This window comes from Cupriavidus sp. GW822-FHT03E04 (genome assembly GCF_058801495.1).
Genome location: NZ_JBXANI010000013.1, coordinates 13,419 through 33,411 on the forward strand (window position 1 = coordinate 13,419; position 19,993 = coordinate 33,411).

A 19,993-nucleotide genomic window follows, 5' to 3' on the forward strand; every position below is an offset into this window, starting at 1 on the left:
GAGCCGGTGCCTCAGTCGAATGCGGGCGCCGGCTCGATTACCAGGGTTTCCGCGGGCGCGTCCACATGCAGCAGCGCCGCGGCCATGGCGCGCAGGTGGGCGGCATCCTTGGTCGACGTGTAGCGGTCGTTGGGCACCGCGTCGGCGTTTGCAGCCATGTCGTGCTCGGCCAGCTTGCGCCGAAGTTGCCGCGCGATCGCGTCACCGGTATCGACCAGCGTCAAACGGTCGCCCACCAGTTCACGCACGGTGTCCGACAGGAAGGGGTAATGGGTGCAGCCAAGTACCAGCGTATCGGCGCCGGCCTCGAGCATGGGCGACAGGTAGGTGGTGAGTTTCTCGCGCACGGCCGGGCCATCCACATCGCCTTGCTCGATCAGCGGCACCAGCCCGACGCCAGCCTCGCAGAGGAAGCGGCTCTCGCCTTCCAGGGAGGCAAGCAGCCGGCCGAACTTTGCGCTCTTCAATGTGTTACCCGTGGCCAGCACGCCAACTACTTTGCTGCGGCTGGCGGCGGCGGCGGGTTTCAGGCCGGGCTCGACGCCGATGATCGGCAGCGCCAGCTTTTCGCGCAGCGTTTGCACCGCATGCATGGTCGCCGTGTTGCAGGCGATCACCAGGGCCTTGCAGCCCTGCGCCACCAGCCATTCGCAAACCTGCAGCGTGCGCGCCTCGACAAAATGCTCGGGCTTCTCGCCATAGGGCGCGTACTTCGAGTCGGCTACGTAGATCAGCGATTCCTGCGGGAGCAGGGCACGGATTTCGCGCAACACGGACAGGCCGCCGAGGCCGGAATCAAAGATGCCGATGGGTGCGTTGTTCACGGGAGGGTTCGAGGCAATCAAGAGGTTAGGTAGCAAAAAGCCGGGTCGGAAGACCCGGCTTTTGCAGACAGCTGCGCTGTCACGGCGTGGCTCGCGTTACAGCGCAGCGACCGGGATCTTGCCGATCTTGGCTTGCCATTCGGCGGGGCCGGTCTTGTGCACCGAGGTGCCTTCGCTGTCCACGGCCACCGTCACGGGCATGTCCTTGACGTCGAACTCGTAGATGGCTTCCATGCCCAGGTCTTCGAAGCCGACCACCTTGGCGTGCCGGATAGCCTTGGCCACCAGGTAGGCCGCGCCGCCGACTGCCATCAGGTAGGCAGACTTGTGCTTCTTGATGGCCTCGATCGCCACCGGGCCGCGCTCGGCCTTGCCGATCATCGAGATCAGGCCGGTTTCGGCCAGCATCATCTCGGTGAACTTGTCCATGCGGGTAGCGGTGGTGGGACCTGCCGGGCCGACGGCCTCGTCGCGCACCGGATCGACCGGGCCCACGTAGTAGATCACGCGGTTGGTGAAGTCCACTGGCAGCTTCTCGCCCTTGGCCAGCATGTCGGCGATGCGCTTGTGCGCGGCGTCGCGGCCGGTCAGCATCTTGCCGTTGAGCAGCAGGGTCTGGCCCGGCTTCCACGAGGCGACTTCTGCCGGCGTCAGCGTGTTCAGGTCGACGCGCTTGGAAGTCTCGGTGTTCGGTGCCCACTCGACCTTCGGCCAGGCCGACAGGTCAGGCGCTTCGAGCTTGGCCGGGCCGCTGCCGTCCAGCGTGAAGTGCACATGGCGGGTGGCCGCGCAGTTCGGGATCATCGCGACCGGCTTGGAGGCAGCGTGGGTGGGGTAGCCCATGATCTTGACGTCCAGCACGGTAGCCAGGCCGCCCAGGCCTTGCGCGCCGATGCCAAGCGCATTGACCTTCTCGTACAGCTCGACGCGCATTTCCTCGATCCAGTCCTGCGGGCCGCGAGCGATCACGTCCTGGATGTCGATCGGGTCCATCAGCGATTCCTTGGCCATGACCATGGCCTTCTCGGCGGTGCCGCCGATGCCGATGCCCAGCATGCCCGGCGGGCACCAGCCCGCGCCCATGGTCGGCACGGTCTTGAGCACCCAGTCGACGATGGAGTCGGACGGGTTGAGCATGACGAACTTCGACTTGTTCTCCGAGCCGCCGCCCTTGGCCGCCACCTGGATGTCCACGGTATTGCCCGGCACCACTTCGTAGTGGATCACGGCAGGGGTGTTGTCCTTGGTGTTCTTGCGGCCGCCTTCGGGCGGGCTCACGATGGACGCGCGCAGCACGTTGTCCGGGTTGGTGTAGCCGCGGCGCACGCCTTCGTTGATCATGTCCGACAGGCCCATGGTGGCGCCATCCCAGCGCACATCCATGCCGACCTTGACGAAGATCGTCACGATGCCGGTGTCCTGGCAGATCGGGCGCTTGCCTTCAGCGCACATGCGGCTGTTGGTCAGGATCTGCGCGATCGCATCCTTGGCCGCGGGACTCTGCTCCAGCTCATAGGCACGGCCCAGGCTGGTGATGTAGTCCATCGGGTGGTAATAGCTGATGTATTGCAGGGAGTCGGCGACGCTCTGGATGAGGTCTTCTTGTTTGATGACAGTCATTTTTGTGGGGAGGACAGTCGAGGGGAAATTCAGCCCGAAATCATACACCTAGCGAGGGGGAGGTGCCTGACTGCATGCGGTTGTCGACAAGGCCGCAGGTGCGCTTCGCTGCTCACGGCCGGCCGATGCGCGCTTCCTGCCGCGAAGTTCTTCGCCTGCCTGCGACGCTTGCCTTACAGGGCCTTACGGGCGGGTGAAAAGGCCCCGATTCCGTTTTCTCCTTGGCGCATGTTCACGGTGGGCCGGCGGTTATCTTGGCATCTCCTCAATAACGGAGATGTGACCATGACCTTGAGCGCAATTGGCAGCAACACGTCGCTGTCCAGCCTCTTTCAGACGCAGTACACCGGCAAAAGCTGCGGTAGCCAGGATGCGTCCAGTGGCAGCGACACCAGCAACTCGGCCAGCAATCCGGCCGATGCGCTGATGCAGGCACTTCAGCAAACGCTGGCGCAGTTGGGCATCACGACCTCGTCGTCCAGCACTGACAGTTCGACGACCGCGGCGTCCGCCTCGTCTGCCACTTCCGCCACCTCTGCCAGCACCGCTTCGGGCGCCGCCGCCAGCAGCAGCACCACCGCGTCCAGCGCAACGGACAGCGCCGATGCGTCCGGCAACGCGGTGCAGGCGTTCGTCGGCGCGCTGTTCCAGGCACTTGCCGCCCAGGCTGCCGGCACCACCGCGAGCCAGGGCACGAGCGCTGCTACCACCGCTACCACCGCCGCCAGCACGACCGACAGCACCGTAGCCAGCGCGACCGGCACCGATGCTGCGCAGACGACCCAATCGCCGGCTGGCGCAACCGGCCATCACCACCATCATCACCACTACCAGAGCGTCAGCGCGGACCTGTCCAGCCTGGCGCAAGAAGCTGGCGCCAGCAGCACTTCATCGAGTGGTGCCAGTTCGGATAGCGCCAGCAACCCGGCCTCAGCAACGCTCGCGACCCTCGAGACGGATTTTTCCGCGCTTCAGCAATCCGGTAGCTCGGGATCGACGGTATCCTTGCAGTCGTTCCTGCAGACGCTCTCGGCCAACCTGAGCAGCGGCAACGGTACGATGAGCACCGTTGGCAACTTCGTTACCACGCAGGCATAAAGAACCACCCGCAAGGGGGTGCTGCTGTTCCCGGCACGCCCTGCGCATGCTGCCCCGGCAGCGTGCGCGCGCCATCACATTCATGACTCCTCACGTGCTTCTCGTCGACGACGACCCTGTCGCCTGTGACCTGCTGTCACGCATCCTGCTATCCAGCGGCATGACGGTGTCAGTGCTGCATGACGGCTACGATTTGTCGCGTCGCCTCACGCAAGAGAGGCCATCGGTGGTGCTGCTCGATATCATGATGCCGCGCAAGGATGGGCTGAGCGCGTTGCAGGAAGTGCGCGCTGCCGGTGACGATGTGCCCATGATTTTCCTGTCGGCGCGTGGCGAGGCCGCCGACCGTGCCGCGGGCCTGGAGCTTGGCGCCGACGATTACCTGCCCAAGCCATTTTGCTCGCGCGAATTGCTGGCGCGGATCCACGCGGTGCTGCGCCGCCGCCCGCAGGCCCCGGGGAGCGCGCCGGAGCAGCGTCACTCTTACAGTTTTGGCCCGTTCGACGTCGATTTTTCCGCCCGCATCTTGACCCGCGACGGCGAGCGCCTGCCTTTGCGCGATACCGAATTCGCCATGCTCAAGGTCTTCACCGGCCACCCGATGAAGGTGCTTTCGCGCGCCCGGCTGCACGACCGTCTCTATGGCTCCGACATGCATTTCCGCGACCGCAGCCTGGATGTGCCGGTCTGGCGTTTGCGCCGCGTGATCGAGGAGGATCCATCCGTGCCTCGTTACATCCAGACCGTGCGGGGCCGCGGCTACGTCTTCGTCCCCGGGCTCGACGCGTTCTGCGCCGACGAAGCGCCGGACGCATGAAGAATCCGTTCAATACGCTGTTTGGGCGCATGGCGGTGCTATCCGTCTCCGTGCTCGTCATTGTCCATCTGGGCTGGACTGCGCTGATGTTTCACCTGCGCCCGCATGGTCAGGCGGACGGCATGGCACGGGGCATCGTGCTGGCGCTGGGCACGCTCGACGGGAGGCCGGGTGCCGGCGCGCAGCGCAAGCCAGGCGCCGCCATCCGGCTTGCCGCCCTTGGCACCGAGCCCGCCGCCGGCCCGTTGCCAGAACATGGACCCTTGCGCCATCTGCTGCGTGACCTTCGGCAAGGGCTTCCAGCAGGGTCGGAGCTGCGTGTGGACCAGGCATGGCCGCCGCACCTGTGGGCGCGCCTTCCCGGGCAGTCCCGCTGGGCGGTCATGGCGCTGGACATGCGGCCGCCGCCATTGCCGCCGTTCGTCTTTGAAACCACGGGCATGCTGGTCGCGGCGATCCTGCTGTCCCTGTTCGTGGCATGGCAGATGCAGCGCCCGATCGCCCGCGTGGCCGGTGCCGCGCGCGAGCTTGGCAATGGCGGGAGCGCGGCGCTGATTCCGGTGACGGGCCCGTCCGAGTTGCGCTATCTGGCCGAGTCCTTCAACGACATGATGCGCAGGCAGGCGGAGAGCCGCGAGAACCAGGCGGTCATGCTCGCCGGCGTGGCGCACGACCTGAAGTCGCCGCTGACCCGGCTGCGCCTGCGTGCCGACGTGCTCGCGGACACCGCTGAGCGCGGTGGCTTTGTGCAGGACATCGACTCGATCACGCATATCGTCAACCAGTTCCTGGAGTACGCGAACGAGAGTCCCGATCCCGGTGCGGCCATCGAAGTCGATGCCTTTCTGCGCCAGCAGTTTTCCGGCGCGTTGTTTCAGTTGCGCGTGGACGCCGGGCCGCGGTTCTTGTTGCCACGCACGCTGGTGGACCGGATGGTCACCAACCTGGTGGACAACGCGCTAGAGTACGGCATGCCGCCGATCCAGATCGAGACCCGGCTGGACGGCGAGCACTGGCATATCGTGATACGCGACCATGGCGAGGGCATGCCGGATGCGCAGGTCGAGGTGGCGATGCGTCCATTCGTGCGGCTAGACACCTCGCGCGGCGGCGACGGCCATTGTGGCCTTGGGCTGGCGATCGTCAGCCGCCTGGTGGAACGCATGGGGGGCAAATGCCTCGCTCGCAATGCGCCCGGGGGCGGTTTCCAGGTCTGCCTCGTGCTGCCCGCGCCGCAACCGCCAGAGCATCTGGTGGCATGAAGCGCTGGCTGCCGGCGAAAAAAACCGCAGTCTTGGCTGCGGTTCTGTGATGCCGGCGTTGGGCCGAAGCCCCTCAATGGGCTAGCCCTTGCCTGTCCTGCTGGCGCGCCAGGCGCGGCGGGCCAGCGGTCCGGGCCAGCTCGCCAGTGCGATGCCGGCCAGCACACAGGCGAGCGCCACGCCGTGCGGCCAGCCCGGCGTCTCCCCGAGGAAGACGATGCCGTAGGTGGCGGCCGCGATCGGCAGCACCGCAGTGAACACGCCCGCCATCTGTGCCGGCACATGCCGCACGCCTTTCATCCACAGCCAGAACGAGAAGATGCTGGCCGACAGCGCATACCAGAGCACCATCCACCATATGCTCGCCGGAACCGATGCCATGTCGAAATGCAGCAGCGGCATCAGGCCCAGTGGCAGCATCAGCAGCCCGCCGATCAAGTGCGTGTAGGCGCAGATCTCGATGGCCGCCAGGGTTTGCGCCAGGCGCCGCGAGAGGATCACGTAGATCGATTCGCAGACCACCGCGCCCATGATCATCAGGTTGCCGAGCAGCGCATGCTCGCTGCCGACGTCGGCAGCGCTGCTGCCGCCGTGGTCTGTGCCCCGCGCCACGTTCAGCACCGCAATGCCCGCCACCGCCAGCAAGACCGAGAACACGGTGCGCCGCGATAGCCGCTCGCGCAGCATCAGCCATGAGAGCAGGGCCACGGTCGCCGGGATGGTGCTGGTGATCACGCCTGCGGCCATGGCGCTGGTCAGCCGCACGCCGCCCAGCATCAGCAGCGTGAACAGGAACGTGCCGAAAAAGGCTTGCAGGAAGAGGTTGAGCCATTCGCCGCGCGAGACGGCGCGCATGCGCGCGGGGCGGTACCAGGGCGCCAGGCACACGATGGCGATGGCGAAGCGCAGCAGCGCGAACAGCAGGATGGGTACGTAAGCGACGATGGCCTTGCCCAGCCCGACATTGCTGCCGACGAGGGCCATTGAGGCAATCAGGAAGAGGGCGTGGATGGGCACGGGGTTCTGGGTGGCGGCGCTGTTTGATCGGGATCTGGCCGGCTTCTGGCCTGGTTCTGGCACGGTACTGGCCGGTGGCTAGCGCAGGCGCGTTGCGCTGAGCATGTCTGCCAGCGAAGGTCCGCAATGCCGCAGCGCCGCGTTCGGGATAGGGCTCGCGGCATTATAGCTGTGCTAGCCTAATGGAGAAGGCTGCACATCCTTACCCGTGTCCGGCCGTTATCCATGGTGCGCCGCAGCAGCCGGCGCGCAGGTGGCGGCATGCGAGCGGGTTGGGTTTGGCAGCGTCAGGTTTAAGTAAGCCGTCGAGCGTAAGTTCGCAGCCAGGCAGCCACGCTATATCAGGAGACAAACAAATGTCCGCCATCGAGTCCGTGATGCAGGAGCATCGCATTTTCAATCCCCCGGCGTCGTTCGCCAAGCAAGCCGCGATCCCCAGCATGGAGGCTTACCAGGCTTTGTGCGACGAGGCCGAGCGCGACTACGAGGGTTTCTGGGCGCGCCACGCCCGCGAGCAACTGCACTGGACCAAGCCCTTCACCAAGGTGCTGGACGAGAGCAATGCGCCGTTTTACAAGTGGTTCGAGGACGGCGAGCTCAATGCTTCCTTTAACTGCCTGGATCGCAACCTGGACAACGGCAATGCCGAGAAGGTGGCCATTGTCTTCGAGGCTGACGACGGCACCGTTACCAAGGTCACCTATCGCCAGTTGCATGCCAAAGTGTGCCAGTTTGCCAACGGCCTCAAGGCGCTGGGCATCAAGAAGGGCGACCGCGTCGTCATCTACATGCCCATGTCCGTCGAGGGCGTCGTAGCCATGCAAGCCTGCGCGCGCCTTGGCGCCACGCACTCGGTGGTGTTCGGCGGCTTCTCCGCCAAGTCGCTGCAAGAGCGGCTGGTCGACGTGGGCGCGGTGGCGCTGATCACCGCCGACGAGCAGATGCGCGGCGGCAAGGCGCTGCCACTCAAGGCCATCGCCGATGAAGCGCTGGCGCTGGGTGGCTGCGAAGCCGTGAAGAGCGTGATCGTGTACCGCCGCACGGGCGGCAAGGTCAACTGGGCCGAAGGCCGCGACCGCTGGATGGAAGATGTCGCCGCCGGCCAGCCGCAGACCTGCGAGGCCGAGCCCGTCAGCGCCGAGCATCCGCTGTTCGTGCTCTACACCTCGGGCTCAACCGGCAAGCCCAAGGGCGTGCAGCACAGCACCGGCGGCTACCTGCTGTGGGCGCTGATGACGATGAAATGGAGCTTCGACATCAAGCCCGACGACATGTTCTGGTGTACCGCCGATATCGGCTGGGTCACCGGGCACACCTACATTGCCTACGGCCCGCTGGCCGCCGGCGCCACGCAGGTGGTGTTCGAAGGGGTGCCCACTTATCCCAACGCCGGCCGCTTCTGGGACATGATCGCGCGCCACAAGGTCAGCATCTTCTACACCGCGCCGACCGCGATCCGCTCGCTGATCAAGGCGGCCGAGGCCGACGAGAAGATCCATCCCAAGCAATACGACCTGTCCAGCCTGCGCCTGCTCGGCACGGTGGGCGAGCCCATCAACCCCGAAGCGTGGATGTGGTACTACCAGAATATCGGCGGCGAGCGCTGCCCGGTGGTCGACACCTTCTGGCAGACCGAGACCGGCGGCCACATGATCACGCCGCTGCCGGGCGCCACGCCGCTGGTGCCGGGCTCGTGCACCTTGCCGCTGCCGGGCATCATCGCGGCCATCGTTGACGAGACAGGGCAGGACGTACCGAACGGCAGCGGCGGCATCCTGGTGGTCAAGCGGCCGTGGCCTTCGATGATCCGCACCATCTGGGGCGACCCGGAGCGCTTCAAGAAGAGCTACTTCCCGGAAGAACTCGGCGGCAAGCTGTACCTTGCCGGCGACGGCTCGATCCGCGACAAGGAGACCGGCTACTTCACCATCATGGGCCGTATCGACGACGTGCTCAACGTCTCGGGCCACCGCATGGGCACGATGGAAATCGAGTCCGCGCTGGTCTCCAACCCGATGGTGGCGGAAGCCGCCGTGGTGGGCCGCCCGGACGACATGACCGGCGAGGCCATCTGCGCCTTCGTGGTGCTCAAGCGCTCCCGCCCGAACGAGGAAGAAGCCAAACAGATCGCCGCGGAGCTGCGCAACTGGGTGGGCAAGGAGATCGGCCCGATCGCCAAGCCCCGCGACATCCGCTTTGGCGACAACCTGCCCAAGACGCGTTCCGGCAAGATCATGCGGCGCCTGTTGCGCTCGCTGGCCAAGAACGAAGAGATCACCCAGGACACGTCCACCCTGGAAAACCCCGCCATCCTGGAGCAGTTGAAGCAGGCACAATAACGCGATAACGAGACAACGCGGTCATCCGCCCCTGCCGGCACGCCTTGCGCGTGCCGGCAGGTTGCTTGCTTGCCCAACCCGGCTGCCCAACCACTGCTCCCATGCCTGATGAACAGTCGCGCTTTCGCCGACGGCTGCTGCTGTACTACGGCTTGTTCACGATAGGCCTGTTTGTCTTTATCGGCATGATGGGCCTGCTGGAGCATTCCAGCGGCGATGCCCTCTGGCTCGGTTACGTCTTCCTGTTCGTCACCATCGCCATCTATGCGTGCATCGGGCTGATCTGCCGCACCTCCGACCTCAATGAATACTATGTAGCTGGCCGGCGCGTACCCGCGTTGTTTAACGGCATGGCGATCGCAGCCGACTGGATGAGCGCGGCGTCCTTCATCGGCTTGGCCGGCATCTTGTTTGCGTCGGGCTACGAAGGCCTGGCCTACGTGATGGGCTGGACCGGCGGCTATTGCCTCGTTGCGTTCCTGCTCGCGCCCTACCTGCGCAAGTACGGCGGCTACACCATCCCCGACTTCCTCGCCGCGCGCTATGGCAATGGCAAGCCCGGCGGCAACATGCCAGTGCGCGCGATCGCCGTGTTGGCGGCTTCGCTATGTTCCTTCGTCTATCTGGTGGCACAGATCCAGGGGGTAGGGCTGATTGTCACGCGCTTTATCGGCGTGGAGTTCGCCGTCGGCGTATTCTTCGGCCTGGCCGGCATCCTGGTGTGTTCCTTCCTTGGCGGCATGCGCGCGGTGACGTGGACCCAGGTTGCGCAATACATCATGCTGATCGCGGCCTTCCTGGTCACGGTCTCGATGATCGCGTGGAAGCACCATCACCAGGCGCTGCCGCAACTGAGCTACGGCACGCTGCTGCAGCAGCTCGACACGCGCGAGCGCAGCATCGAGCGCGACCCGGCCGAGCAAGCCGTGCGCGAGTACTACCGCCAGCAGGCCGTCCAGATGCAGGACCGCATCTCGCGGCTGCCGCAATCGTTCGATGAGGAGCGCAATGCGCTGTCCGCGCGCTTGCAGGAGCTGCGCTTGCGTAACGCACCGCTGCGCGAGATCAAGACGGTGGAGCGCGAGCGGGTCGAGTTTCCGCGTGACGTTGCCGCGGCCCAGCAGCAATGGAACCAGCAGCGCGAAGAAGCCCTGGCGCGCAGCCAGCCTTCCACGCCGTCGACCGAGCCCTATCCGTCGCCCTCGGAGGCGGAGCGCAAGACCAAACGGCTGAACTTCGTGTTGCTGGTGTTCTGCCTGATGCTGGGCACCGCCAGCCTGCCACACATCCTGACGCGGCTCTACACCACACCCTCGGTGAAGGAGTCGCGCAACTCGGTGGCGTGGGCGGTGTTCTTCATCGCGCTGCTCTACGTCTCCGCGCCCGCGCTGGCGGCGCTGGTCAAGTACGAGTTCTTCCAGCACCTGGTTGGCACGCCATACGCGGAACTGCCGCAGTGGGTGGTGCAATGGCGCAAGGTCGATCCGCCGGTGTTCGGCATTCGCGATGTGAACGGCGACGGCATCGTGCAGTGGGCGGAGATCCTCATCCAGCCCGACATGATCGTGCTGGCCGCACCGGAAATCGCGGGCTTGCCTTACGTGATCTCGGGGCTGGTTGCCGCGGGCGCGCTGGCGGCCGCGCTATCCACCGCCGACGGCCTGCTGCTCACCATTGCCAACGCGCTGTCGCACGACGTTTTCTATCACATGGTCGACCGCACCGCGAGTCACCAGCGGCGTGTCACCACGGCCAAGATCGTGCTGCTGGGCGTGGCCCTGTTTGCCTCTTACGTCACCTCGCTGCGGCCCGGCAATATTCTCTTTCTCGTTGGCGCGGCCTTCTCCCTGGCCGCGTCCAGTTTCTTCCCGGTGCTGGTGCTGGCGATCTTCTGGCGCCGCACCACGGCTGCGGGCGCGGTGGCAGGCATGGTGGCCGGACTCGGCGTGGCGGTCTACTATATCTTCGTCAACTACCCGTTCTTTACCCGCATGACCGGCATTTTCGGCAATCGCTGGTTCGGCGTGGACCCGATCGCTTCCGGCGCATTCGGCGTGCCCGCCGGCTTTGCCGTAGCCATCCTGGTCAGCCTGCTGACGCCGCGCAACGCCCCGGTGATTGACCGTCTCGTGACGTACTTGCGACGCGGCTAGTGTCTTCGATCACGAAACACTAGATTTGCGAAACAACACTCTGATATACTCGCGGACTTGCTGGAGAGATGGATGAGTGGTTTAAGTCGCACGCCTGGAAAGCGTGTATAGGTTAATACCTATCCGGGGTTCGAATCCCCGTCTCTCCGCCAGAACAACGGAAAAAGCCCTTGGTATTCAAGGGCTTTTTCTATTTTCGGGGCAGCTTCAGGGGCAGCGCGCGCGTCTTGCGCGCCGGCATGCGCGAACTCCCCATGCATAAAAAAAGCACCTGTAGCAGGTGCTTTTTTATTTCCCGCGGTTGAAGGGGGAGGGGACCGAACCGGGTCGGCAAACTCATTGGGATCCGGTTCGGACTTGCAAGCCTAATCGGCTTGCTCGATCTCACTGCCATGCTGGCCAGAGGATCATCTGCCACTTACCTTCGCTTTGCTACTGCGTGTCTCAGTCGGCAGGACTTCAGTATAGGTCAGCAGGAATCGGGGTCAACCTGAGTTTAATGGCGGGTTGCTGGTGGCTCTCATGGACGGCTTTTGCCGGCGGTTCATCGTGCTTGTGAGTTCTGCTGCAGGTGGTGAACCGCGCGTGTTCCCGATGCCGTCGCGGCAAACGCGCCGTGCTACGATCGATAAAAAATCGGGATGAGACACACAGTGAGCCAAGACATTGCAGCGCGTTTCAATACGGAGTTCGCCCCGCGGATTGCGCAGACGATCGCGGATTTGTTCAAGCGCCGCATTCACGTCGAGGTGGTGCCGGACGAGAGGCCTGGCCGCGCTGCGCGCGTCCGCCTTTCCGGCGAGCCGTTCGATGAGCCGCGGCGGTTCGCGCAGCCATTGAACGTCTACCTGTCGTGGGACGGCCTCGAGGTGGAAGCGCTGTTCGCCGCCGGTGGCGCGGAAAAATTCGAACACTATCTCGCGGCCCTGCCGGGCAAGATGCGCGCGTGGCAAACACCCCGGCAGATCGATTTCGGGACGCGCTCGCAGGCAGACCCTACCGTGCTGCTTGGCGGGCTGGATTTCGAGCATTGAGGCTGAGCTGTTCGGGCGTACTCACCGCATCCCCTGCAGCCTTTCCACGTTTCGCACCAGATCCATCAGCCCCGGCGCGACTTCCCGCTCGCGCGCGGCGAATGGCTTGGCTTGTGCTGATACCCCGCAGTTGAAGATCAGCCATTGCGAATCCACCGGCCGGAACAGCGGCACGGCAAAGGCATGGACATCGCTGCGCCATTCGCCACGGTTCACGCAGTAGCCCTTGGCCTCGAAATCCTGCCGCAGGCGCAAGATCTGTGGCTGGAAGCGCAGGAAGGCATCGGGGTCTTGGAGGCGCAGGCGATTGAGCACGCTTTCACGCTCTTCGGCGGGCGCCTTGCATAGCCAGGCCTTGCCGATCGCGGTGGTGAGCATGGGCAGCGCGGCGCCGATGTCCGGCACCGCGACAAGGCTGTCGGTGGAGCGGGCGGTCTCCACATAGATCATCTGCGTGCGGTCGCGCATGCCTAGCGATACCGCACCGCCGACGCGGTCGGCGAGCTCTTTCATCAACGGCCGGGCGATCTGGCGGATATGCATGCTGGCTAGCAGCGGATAGCCGAGCGAGAGCACGGGCGCGCCGAGCCGGTACTTGGCTTGCGCGGCGTCGCGCCGCAGGTAGCCGAGCACGGTCAGCGTGTGCGTGAGCCTTGCCACGGCTGATCTCGACTGGCCGGTGCGTTGTGCAAACTCCTTGTTGCCGAGCAGGGATTCGCCAGGGCGGTAGGCCAGCAGGATATCGATGCCGTGCGCGAGCGTGGTGGCGAACTGGCGATCGCCGGTGTCGCGCTCGTCGCCTACGGGCGTGCCGCGCGATCGGCCGGGTGAGGGCGCCGATGCCATCACGCGATCCCCAACGACGCTTCCACGCGCCGCACCATCCGCAGCAGGCGCGGCCCCATTTCGCGTTCGAGCTTTCGTGGTGTCATCCTGCCGCCTGGCACCCCGCAATTGAAGACCAGCACCTCGCCGTCGATCTCGGCACGCATCGGCACGGCCACGGCATGCACGTCGCGCTGCCATTCCCCGCGCGACAGGCAGAAGCCAAGCGTGGCGAAATCGTGCGCCGCGGCTTCCAGCGCGGTGGCGTGCGCCTGCCATTGCGCGGCGTCGCTGGCGCGTAGCGCCGCCAGCACCGGCTCGCGCTCGTCGGGGGATGCCTGGCACAGCCAGGCGCGTCCGATGGCGGTGGGGAGCATTGGCAGCGATGCGCCGATATCGGGCCGGAAGGCGATGGCGTCGTGCCCGCGGCTGGTCTCCACGTAGACCATTTGCAGCCGGTCGCGCAGGCCGAGCGAGACCGAGCCGCCCACTTCGTCGGCGAGCTGCTTCATCAACGGGCGCGCAAGCTGCCTGACCTTGAGGCTGGCCAGCAGCGGGTAGCCAAGCGAGAGCGCAGTGGAGCCCAGCCGGTAGCGGCGCAGATCGGTGTCGTAGAGCAACAGGCCGCGTGCCGCCAGCGTGTACGTCAGGCGGCTGATGGTGGCCTTGGACAGCCCGGTGCGCTCCGCCAATTGCTTGTTGCTCATGACCGTCTCTCCCACGCGAAAGCACTGCAGCAGCGCTAGCCCGTGCGCCAGCGTGGTGGCGAAGGCAGGGTCCGGGTGATGGGGGCGGAGCGGCATCTGGCGTGAGAGAAAAGCGGTTCAAAGGCGGTTCAAAGGCGGCGCATGGGCTGCATCGCAGGGCAGTGGTACGCATCCATCATAGCCATCGCCGGGCATTCCGGGCACGCCTCGCGTTCAAGATAGCGAAACATCGATCCGCTTTTCTGGCACGGGTTGCTACGCTGGTTTCCACGCAGCCGATCCCGGCCGCACTTACCGGATGGAGCAAGACTGATGATCAGGGAACCGGACGCCTTTCAAGCCTTTCTGGCCGAATTGCGGCGTTTCGTGCGCGAGCGGCTGGTGCCGCGCGAGGCCGAGGTGGCCGCGCTCGATGCCATACCCGAAGCGCTGGTAAAGGAAATGGCCGAGCTGGGCTTGTTCGGCTTTTCGATTCCCGAGGCGTACGGCGGCGCCGGCATGACAACCGAGGAACTCGTGCTGGCGGCGCTGGAGTTGTCACAGTGCTCGGTGGCCTTCCGCGCGCGGGTGGGCACCAATACCGGCATTGGCTCGGAAGCGCTGGTGGCGGATGGCACGCCCGAGCAAAAGCGCCGCTACCTGCCTTTGCTCGCCAGTGGCGAGCTGACCGGCTCGTTCGCGCTGACCGAGCCGGAGGCCGGCTCGGATGCCACGGCGCTGACGACTTCCGCGCGGCGCGACGGCGACCACTATGTGCTCAACGGCACCAAGTGCTTCATCACCAATGCGCCCATCGCAGGCTTGTTCACCGTGATGGCACGTACCGATCCCGCGCGTAGCGGGGCGGCCGGCATCTCGGCGTTTATCGTGGAGCGCGGCACGCCGGGCCTGACCACCGGGCAGCCGTATCGCAAGATGGGGCAAGAGGGCTCGCCGGTCTCGGAGGTGCACTTCAACGATTGCCGCGTGCCCGGCGCCAACCTGATCGGAGGCGAGGAAGGGCAAGGATTTCGCACGGCGATGAAGGTGCTCAACAAGCAGCGCATCCATCTGGCGGCGCTGTGCACGGGGCCGGCCATCCGCATGCTGGACGAAGCGATCCGCTTCGTCACCGGGCGCCAGCAGTTCGGCCAGCCGTTGGCGGAGTTCCAGCTGGTGCAGGCAATGATCGCCGATTGCCAGACCGAGATCTTTGCTGCGCGCGCGCTGATCATGGAAACGGCGCGCCAGCGCGATCGCGGCGAAGACGTGACCATGCAAGCCTCGATGTGCAAGTACTTCGCCTCCGAGATGTGCGGGCGCGTGGCGGATCGCTGCGTGCAGATGTTTGGCGGCTACGGCTATATCGCGGACTTCGGCATCGAGCGCTTCTATCGCGACGTACGCCTGTTCCGCCTGTACGAAGGCACCAGCCAGATCCACCAGCTCAATATCGCCAAGCGCACGCTGGCGCAGGCCGCGGCGAGCTGATCACGAAAGCGCAGAACAGCCGCCGGCCAACTTGCCAGGCGGCGTCATTCCTTCAAGGAGACACCATGTTGAAAACCTTGCTTGCAGCGGGCTCCGTCCTGCTGACCCTGCCTGGGCTTGCGCAACCGGCGCTGGCCGAGGCAAGTTATCCGGCCAAAGTGATCCGCCTGGTCGTGCCGTTCCCGCCGGGTGGGTCCACCGACACGCTGGCGCGCTTGCTGGCCGAGCAATTGAAGGAAGAACTCGGCCAGACCGTGGTCGTTGAGAACAAGGCAGGCGCTGGCGGCAATATCGGCGGCGATGCGGTGGCCAAGGCTGCGCCCGATGGCTACACGCTGCTGCTGGCCGCGGCCGGTCCCACGGTGATCAACCCCAGCCTTTACGCGCGCATGTCCTATGACCCCCTGCGAGACCTCGCACCGGTCACGATGCTGGCGCGCGAGCACAACCTGATGGCGGTCAACCCGTCGGTGCCTGCGCACAACCTCAAGGAGTTCATCGCCTATGCCAAGAGCAAGCCCGGGCAGCTCAGCTTTGGCTCGCCGGGCAACGGCACCACGGCGCAACTCGCGGGCGAGCTGCTGAACCAGTCCGCCGGCATCAAGCTGCAGCACGTACCGTACAAGGGCAGCGGCCCCGCGGTGGCCGACCTGATCGCCGGGCATATCACGCTGATGATCGACAACATGCCGGCGTTGCTGCCGTTTGTGCAATCGGGCCGCCTGCGTGCCCTGGCGGTGGCCAGCGACAAGCGCGCCAGCGCCTTGCCCGATGTGCCGACGGTCGAGGAGGCCGGGCTCAGGGGCTATGTGGTGACCGCGTGGAAGGGGCTGATGGCGCCGGCTGGCACGCCGCGCCCGATCATTGCCAAGCTGCATGATGCGACAGCGAAGATCCTGGCCAAGCCCCAGATTCGCAAGCGCCTGGTGGACCTCGGCGCGGAGCCGGTAGGCAACACGCCCGAGCAGTTCGCCGCGCTGATCCGCAGTGATACGGCGTGGTGGGCCGCGCTGGTGAAGTCGACTGGAACCACGCTCGACTAAGCACGCTGCCCTGAGCCAATTTCCAACACACCAGAACATCGCCTCGGCACCCGCATGAACCACATAGATCAAGACGCGCCCGCCGCGCAGCAGAACGGACCGCTCGCCGGCGTGCGCATCCTCGACATGGCCACGGTAGTCGCCGCGCCATTTGCCAGCACGCTATGCGCGGACATGGGCGCGGAAGTCGTCAAGCTCGAGTTGCCCGATGGCACCGATCCGCTGCGCGGGCTCGCGCCGGTGAAGGGCAAGCTGCCGCTGTACTGGAAGGTCACCAATCGCGGCAAGCGCGGCATCACGCTGGATGTGCGCAAGCCGCAAGGACGCGCGCTGTTTCTCAAGATGCTGCCGCGGTTCGATGTGCTGGTAGAGAATTTCCGCACTGGCACGCTGGATCGCTGGGGCCTCGACGCCGAGACCTTGCACGCAGCCAATCCGCGCCTGACGATCCTGCGCCTGACCGGCTTTGGCCAGACGGGGCCGTATGCGGGGCGAGCCGGCTTTGCGCGCGTGTTCGAGGCGATGAGCGGGTTCACCAACCTGGCGGGCGATCCGTCGGGCTCGCCGATGCACATGAACTATCCGATGGGCGACATGGTGGCCGGGCTGTTCGGCGCGTTCTCGATCGCAGCCGCCGTGGCCGACAGCCGGCGCGCGCACGCGCATGGCAACGAGGCGCGTGGCCGCGAGATCGACCTGTCCGCCACCGAGGCACTGTTCCGCCTGCTGGAGCCACTGGCAGTGGAGTACGAGCAACTGGGGCAGGTGCGCCAGCGCGCCGGCAATCGCGCCACCTACACCGCGCCATCGAATATGTACGCTACCGCGGACGGGCACTGGGTTTCGCTCGTGGCGTCATCGGACCCGATCTTCCGCCGGCTTTGCCATGCCATCGGCAAACCTGCCATGGCCGACGATCCGCGCTATGCCAGCAACCCGGCGCGCGTGCGTCATCTCGATACGCTCGACGCCATCGTCAAGACCTGGTTTGCCGCGCATGACGACGAAGCCGTGGCGCGGGCGCTGGGCGCGCACGAGATCCCGTTCAGCAAGATCTTCACCATTGTCGATATCCTGGAGGATCCGCATTTCCAGTCACGCGGCGCGGTCGTCCGCCTGCCCGACCCCGATCTCGGCTCGATTCCCGCGCCCTGCGTGGTGCCGAGGTTTTCCGGCCATGCGCCACCGGCACCCCGCAGCGGCCCCGCGGTGGGCGAGCACAACGCGGCGTTCTACGCCGAGCTTGGCCTGACGCCGGCCGATCTGGAAACGCTGCGCGAACTGCAGGTGGTCTGACAAGCGCGGTGCACCGGCGTTGCGGCAGCCTCGTGCGCAACTCGTGCTACAGTGGCCTGATCCGATTCTCCGGAGGAGCATCATGGCTAAGGATTCCACGCCGCATCTTCAGGCAATTGTCCAGACAGCGCCGCAGGCCGGGCGCTATGTGTGGGTGATCACGCTGGTCGACTTCGCTGCGCAGATGGTCAAGCGCACCATTGTTTCGGACGATACCTTCACCACCTCGGACGCGGCGCGCGTGGCTGGCGACGCGCAGCTCAAGGCGATGGCGGCGGATAAGTAGCCGCTACGCGCGCCATGGGAAAGCGCAGCATTGACACTGTCGGCGCGCAGCGGCCCGCTCGCTGACTGCATGTGCAAGGCGCGGGAGCGATGATGAGCATGTGCGAGGCCTGTGCGCAGATACGGCCCGGCTCGACCGGTGGCACGGGGCATCCCCGGCTGCTTCTGACGGATACGCAGCGCATCAAGCCGCGTGGCCAGCCCGCGATCACCTTTGCCACCTACACCTGTGCCGATTGCGGCTGCCGCTGGCGCCATGAGAGCGACAAGAACGGCAAGGGGCCGGGTTGGTCGATACAGCCGGCAGACTGACGCGGCCCGATTTGCCTGAAAGCATTCCCGCCACCGCCTGGCAACAGGGCGGGGCGAATCCGTGGCGGTGCGGCGCCGGCCGCATCCACCCATCCATCATCGACAGGGGAGCGCAAGTTGGACACTGGACCTTTCACCCGCTACAAAGGCTTCGATCTCTACCCGCTGATCTATCGTCACCAGGCGGAACGTACCTGGCCCGAGCGCCGGCCGGATCGCAGCTTCAACGCGTCGGTGGTGATCTGCCGCGAAGGGCATGAGCCGGGGACCGAGCGCTCGCGCGTGTTTCGCCTCAGCGCCGCGCCCTGGGACAATATCGGCACCGCGCGCCGCGGCGCCGTGAAGTTCGGCGAGGACATCATCAACGGCCTGGTGCCGGGCGAGTCCGTTGCTGCGCTGTAGGGCGGCCTTGGGGGCGGTCAGGCGCGGCAGGCACGCCAGCCGCGGTGGCAGCGGGCGGCCACCGCGGCGCTTCATCACGGCGCTATGGCGCTATGAAGTCATGGGCTCATGGGCTCATGGGCTCATGGGATCATGGCGCTGTACACCGTGTTCCTGAACCACGCGCGGTAATACTCGCGCTGCCCCGGCGCCTGCATCATCCAGATCGCCACGGTCTTCTCCTTCGGGTCGACCCAGAAGTAGGTGCCCCCGACCCCGCCCCAGTAGTAGTCCCCGACCGATCCCGGCGTGGCCGATTCGCCGGTGCCCGTGCGCGTGCCGAACCCCAGGCCAAAGCCATAGCCCGGCCCCGGCAGGTAGGCCGCGCCGCGCGCCAGGGAACGGGCGCCCACGATGCCAAGGTGGTCGGCCGTCATGTAGGCGACCGTCTTGGGCGATAGCAGGCGCACCCCGTCGATCTCGCCGCCATTGAGCAGCATCTGGGCAAAGCGGAAGTAGTCGGCCGCGGTCGACACCAGGCCGCCGCCGCCCGATTCAAGCTTCGGGGCGCGGCGCACGTCGATCAGCCCGACCGGCACCTTGCTGTCGGGATCGACGGCAAAGGGCTCCGCAATGCGGCCTTGTTGTGCCGGCGGAACCCAGAAACCGGTGTCCTTCATCTGCAATGGCGCAAAGATCCGCTGCTGCAGATGCGTGGCCAGCGTCTGGCCCGACACGCGCTCGAGCAGGGCGCCCAGGACATCGGTGGAGCGGCTGTATTCCCACGTGGTGCCGGGCTGGAACTGCAGCGGCACCTTGGCCAGACGCGCGATGAACTCGGTATTGCTTTGCTCGGTGGCATCCACGTCCAGCCGCTTGTATTCCTCCTTGACAAGCGACTTGCCGAACACGCCGTAGGTCAGGCCAGACGTGTGGCGCAGCAGGTCCTGCACGGTCATTTCGCGCTGGGCGGGCACCAGTTCCAGCACGGGCTTGCCGGCAGCGTCGATCTTCTCCACGCCAACGCGCAGGTCCTTAAGCTCGGGCAGGTACTTCGACACCGGGTCGGCCAGCTGGATGCGGCCGTCCTCGACCATCATCATGACTGCCACCGAGACGATCGGCTTGCTCATCGAGTAGATGCGGAATATCGAGTCCGGGCGCATCGGCACCTTGCCCGCCGCGTCCTGCCAGCCAATGGTCTGCGTGTTGACGATGCTGCCATTGCGGGCCACCAGGTAGACGGCGCCGGGAATGCGCCCTTGCGCGACATCGGCACGCACGCGCGCGCTCATGCTGTCCAGTTGCGTGGCGGAGAAGCCGGTCGTGAGCGGTGCGGTATTTTGCGTGTTGGCCGGGGCCGCGCAGGCAGCCAGCAGTGCGACCGCCAGCGCAGGCAAAGTGCTGCGTATCATTTGTCTCATCCTTTGTCTTATCGTTGTCTTGGCAATGTCTTATCGATGCAGCCTCGGTGTGGCACCGATGTGGCATCGGGAAGGGCTCGATTGCT

At 65.7% G+C, this 19,993-nt stretch carries 18 protein-coding genes and 1 tRNA gene; 13 read left to right on the forward strand and 6 right to left on the reverse strand.

Annotation, left to right across the window (positions count from 1 at the left end):
* Positions 1-11: 11 nt before the first annotated feature.
* Together murI and AC1RQC_RS19745 are read right to left on the reverse strand one after the other, a co-directional pair.
* On the reverse strand, positions 12-824 hold the full coding sequence (gene murI / locus AC1RQC_RS19740; RefSeq protein WP_492809120.1) for a glutamate racemase: 813 nt from the start codon (positions 822-824) through the stop codon (positions 12-14).
* Between the two features lie 96 nt (positions 825-920).
* Positions 921-2,444 (reverse strand): fumarate hydratase, encoded by a 1,524-nt coding sequence (locus tag AC1RQC_RS19745; RefSeq protein WP_183035092.1) that lies wholly within the window; start codon positions 2,442-2,444, stop codon positions 921-923.
* A gap of 285 nt (positions 2,445-2,729) precedes the next feature.
* On the opposite strand from AC1RQC_RS19745, the gene AC1RQC_RS19750 reads away from it, so the two are divergent.
* From AC1RQC_RS19750 to AC1RQC_RS19760, 3 genes are all read left to right on the forward strand, one after another.
* The gene (locus AC1RQC_RS19750) at positions 2,730-3,542 is read left to right on the forward strand and encodes a hypothetical protein (protein ID WP_492829151.1); all 813 of its coding nucleotides are present in this window, start codon (positions 2,730-2,732) and stop codon (positions 3,540-3,542) included.
* 82 nt (positions 3,543-3,624) lie between these two features.
* Complete coding sequence (locus tag AC1RQC_RS19755) at positions 3,625-4,359, forward strand: response regulator (protein WP_492376240.1); 735 nt, start codon at positions 3,625-3,627, stop codon at positions 4,357-4,359.
* Positions 4,356-5,621 (forward strand): sensor histidine kinase, encoded by a 1,266-nt coding sequence (locus tag AC1RQC_RS19760; RefSeq protein ID WP_492809124.1) that lies wholly within the window; start codon positions 4,356-4,358, stop codon positions 5,619-5,621. Before AC1RQC_RS19755 ends, AC1RQC_RS19760 begins: the two co-directional genes overlap by 4 nt.
* Positions 5,622-5,702: 81 nt before the next feature.
* Here AC1RQC_RS19760 and AC1RQC_RS19765 read toward each other — a convergent pair whose 3' ends face one another.
* Positions 5,703-6,638: a DMT family transporter gene (locus AC1RQC_RS19765; RefSeq protein ID WP_492884393.1), complete on the reverse strand. Its 936-nt coding sequence runs from the start codon at positions 6,636-6,638 to the stop codon at positions 5,703-5,705.
* A gap of 356 nt (positions 6,639-6,994) precedes the next feature.
* Between AC1RQC_RS19765 and acs the strand changes: the two genes are divergently transcribed.
* The 4 genes from acs to AC1RQC_RS19785 all read left to right on the forward strand — a co-directional run bounded on the left by acs (position 6,995) and on the right by AC1RQC_RS19785 (position 12,164).
* Entirely contained in the window at positions 6,995-8,977 is a 1,983-nt protein-coding gene (gene acs, locus AC1RQC_RS19770; RefSeq protein ID WP_492884395.1) for an acetate--CoA ligase, read from the forward strand.
* 101 nt (positions 8,978-9,078) lie between these two features.
* On the forward strand, positions 9,079-11,130 hold the full coding sequence (locus AC1RQC_RS19775; RefSeq protein ID WP_492376236.1) for a VC_2705 family sodium/solute symporter: 2,052 nt from the start codon (positions 9,079-9,081) through the stop codon (positions 11,128-11,130).
* A gap of 62 nt (positions 11,131-11,192) precedes the next feature.
* A tRNA-Ser gene (locus tag AC1RQC_RS19780) sits at positions 11,193-11,282 on the forward strand.
* 501 nt (positions 11,283-11,783) lie between these two features.
* Positions 11,784-12,164, forward strand: coding sequence for a DUF5594 family protein (locus tag AC1RQC_RS19785; RefSeq protein WP_492809129.1), 381 nt, complete (start codon positions 11,784-11,786; stop codon positions 12,162-12,164).
* Between the two features lie 21 nt (positions 12,165-12,185).
* On the opposite strand, the gene AC1RQC_RS19790 is transcribed toward AC1RQC_RS19785, so the two are convergent.
* Positions 12,186-13,010, reverse strand: a complete 825-nt coding sequence (locus AC1RQC_RS19790) for an IclR family transcriptional regulator (RefSeq protein ID WP_492809131.1) — start codon at positions 13,008-13,010, stop codon at positions 12,186-12,188.
* The gene (locus tag AC1RQC_RS19795) at positions 13,010-13,792 is read right to left on the reverse strand and encodes an IclR family transcriptional regulator (protein ID WP_492376233.1); all 783 of its coding nucleotides are present in this window, start codon (positions 13,790-13,792) and stop codon (positions 13,010-13,012) included. Before AC1RQC_RS19795 ends, AC1RQC_RS19790 begins: the two co-directional genes overlap by 1 nt.
* Before the next feature lie 216 nt (positions 13,793-14,008).
* On the opposite strand from AC1RQC_RS19795, the gene AC1RQC_RS19800 reads away from it, so the two are divergent.
* From AC1RQC_RS19800 to AC1RQC_RS19825, 6 genes are all read left to right on the forward strand, one after another.
* Positions 14,009-15,166 (forward strand): acyl-CoA dehydrogenase family protein, encoded by a 1,158-nt coding sequence (locus tag AC1RQC_RS19800; protein WP_416049155.1) that lies wholly within the window; start codon positions 14,009-14,011, stop codon positions 15,164-15,166.
* 65 nt (positions 15,167-15,231) lie between these two features.
* Positions 15,232-16,209, forward strand: a complete 978-nt coding sequence (locus AC1RQC_RS19805; RefSeq protein WP_492376232.1) for a Bug family tripartite tricarboxylate transporter substrate binding protein — start codon at positions 15,232-15,234, stop codon at positions 16,207-16,209.
* A 54-nt stretch (positions 16,210-16,263) separates the two neighbouring features.
* Positions 16,264-17,505: a CaiB/BaiF CoA transferase family protein gene (locus AC1RQC_RS19810; protein WP_492376231.1), complete on the forward strand. Its 1,242-nt coding sequence runs from the start codon at positions 16,264-16,266 to the stop codon at positions 17,503-17,505.
* 82 nt (positions 17,506-17,587) lie between these two features.
* Positions 17,588-17,791: a hypothetical protein gene (locus AC1RQC_RS19815; RefSeq protein WP_043347764.1), complete on the forward strand. Its 204-nt coding sequence runs from the start codon at positions 17,588-17,590 to the stop codon at positions 17,789-17,791.
* An 89-nt stretch (positions 17,792-17,880) separates the two neighbouring features.
* Positions 17,881-18,102, forward strand: coding sequence for a hypothetical protein (locus tag AC1RQC_RS19820; RefSeq protein WP_253927639.1), 222 nt, complete (start codon positions 17,881-17,883; stop codon positions 18,100-18,102).
* Between the two features lie 117 nt (positions 18,103-18,219).
* Entirely contained in the window at positions 18,220-18,504 is a 285-nt protein-coding gene (locus AC1RQC_RS19825) for a hypothetical protein (RefSeq protein WP_043347757.1), read from the forward strand.
* Positions 18,505-18,626: 122 nt separating this feature from the next.
* Here AC1RQC_RS19825 and AC1RQC_RS19830 read toward each other — a convergent pair whose 3' ends face one another.
* Positions 18,627-19,898: a serine hydrolase domain-containing protein gene (locus AC1RQC_RS19830; protein ID WP_492387192.1), complete on the reverse strand. Its 1,272-nt coding sequence runs from the start codon at positions 19,896-19,898 to the stop codon at positions 18,627-18,629.
* Positions 19,899-19,993 lie beyond the last annotated feature (95 nt).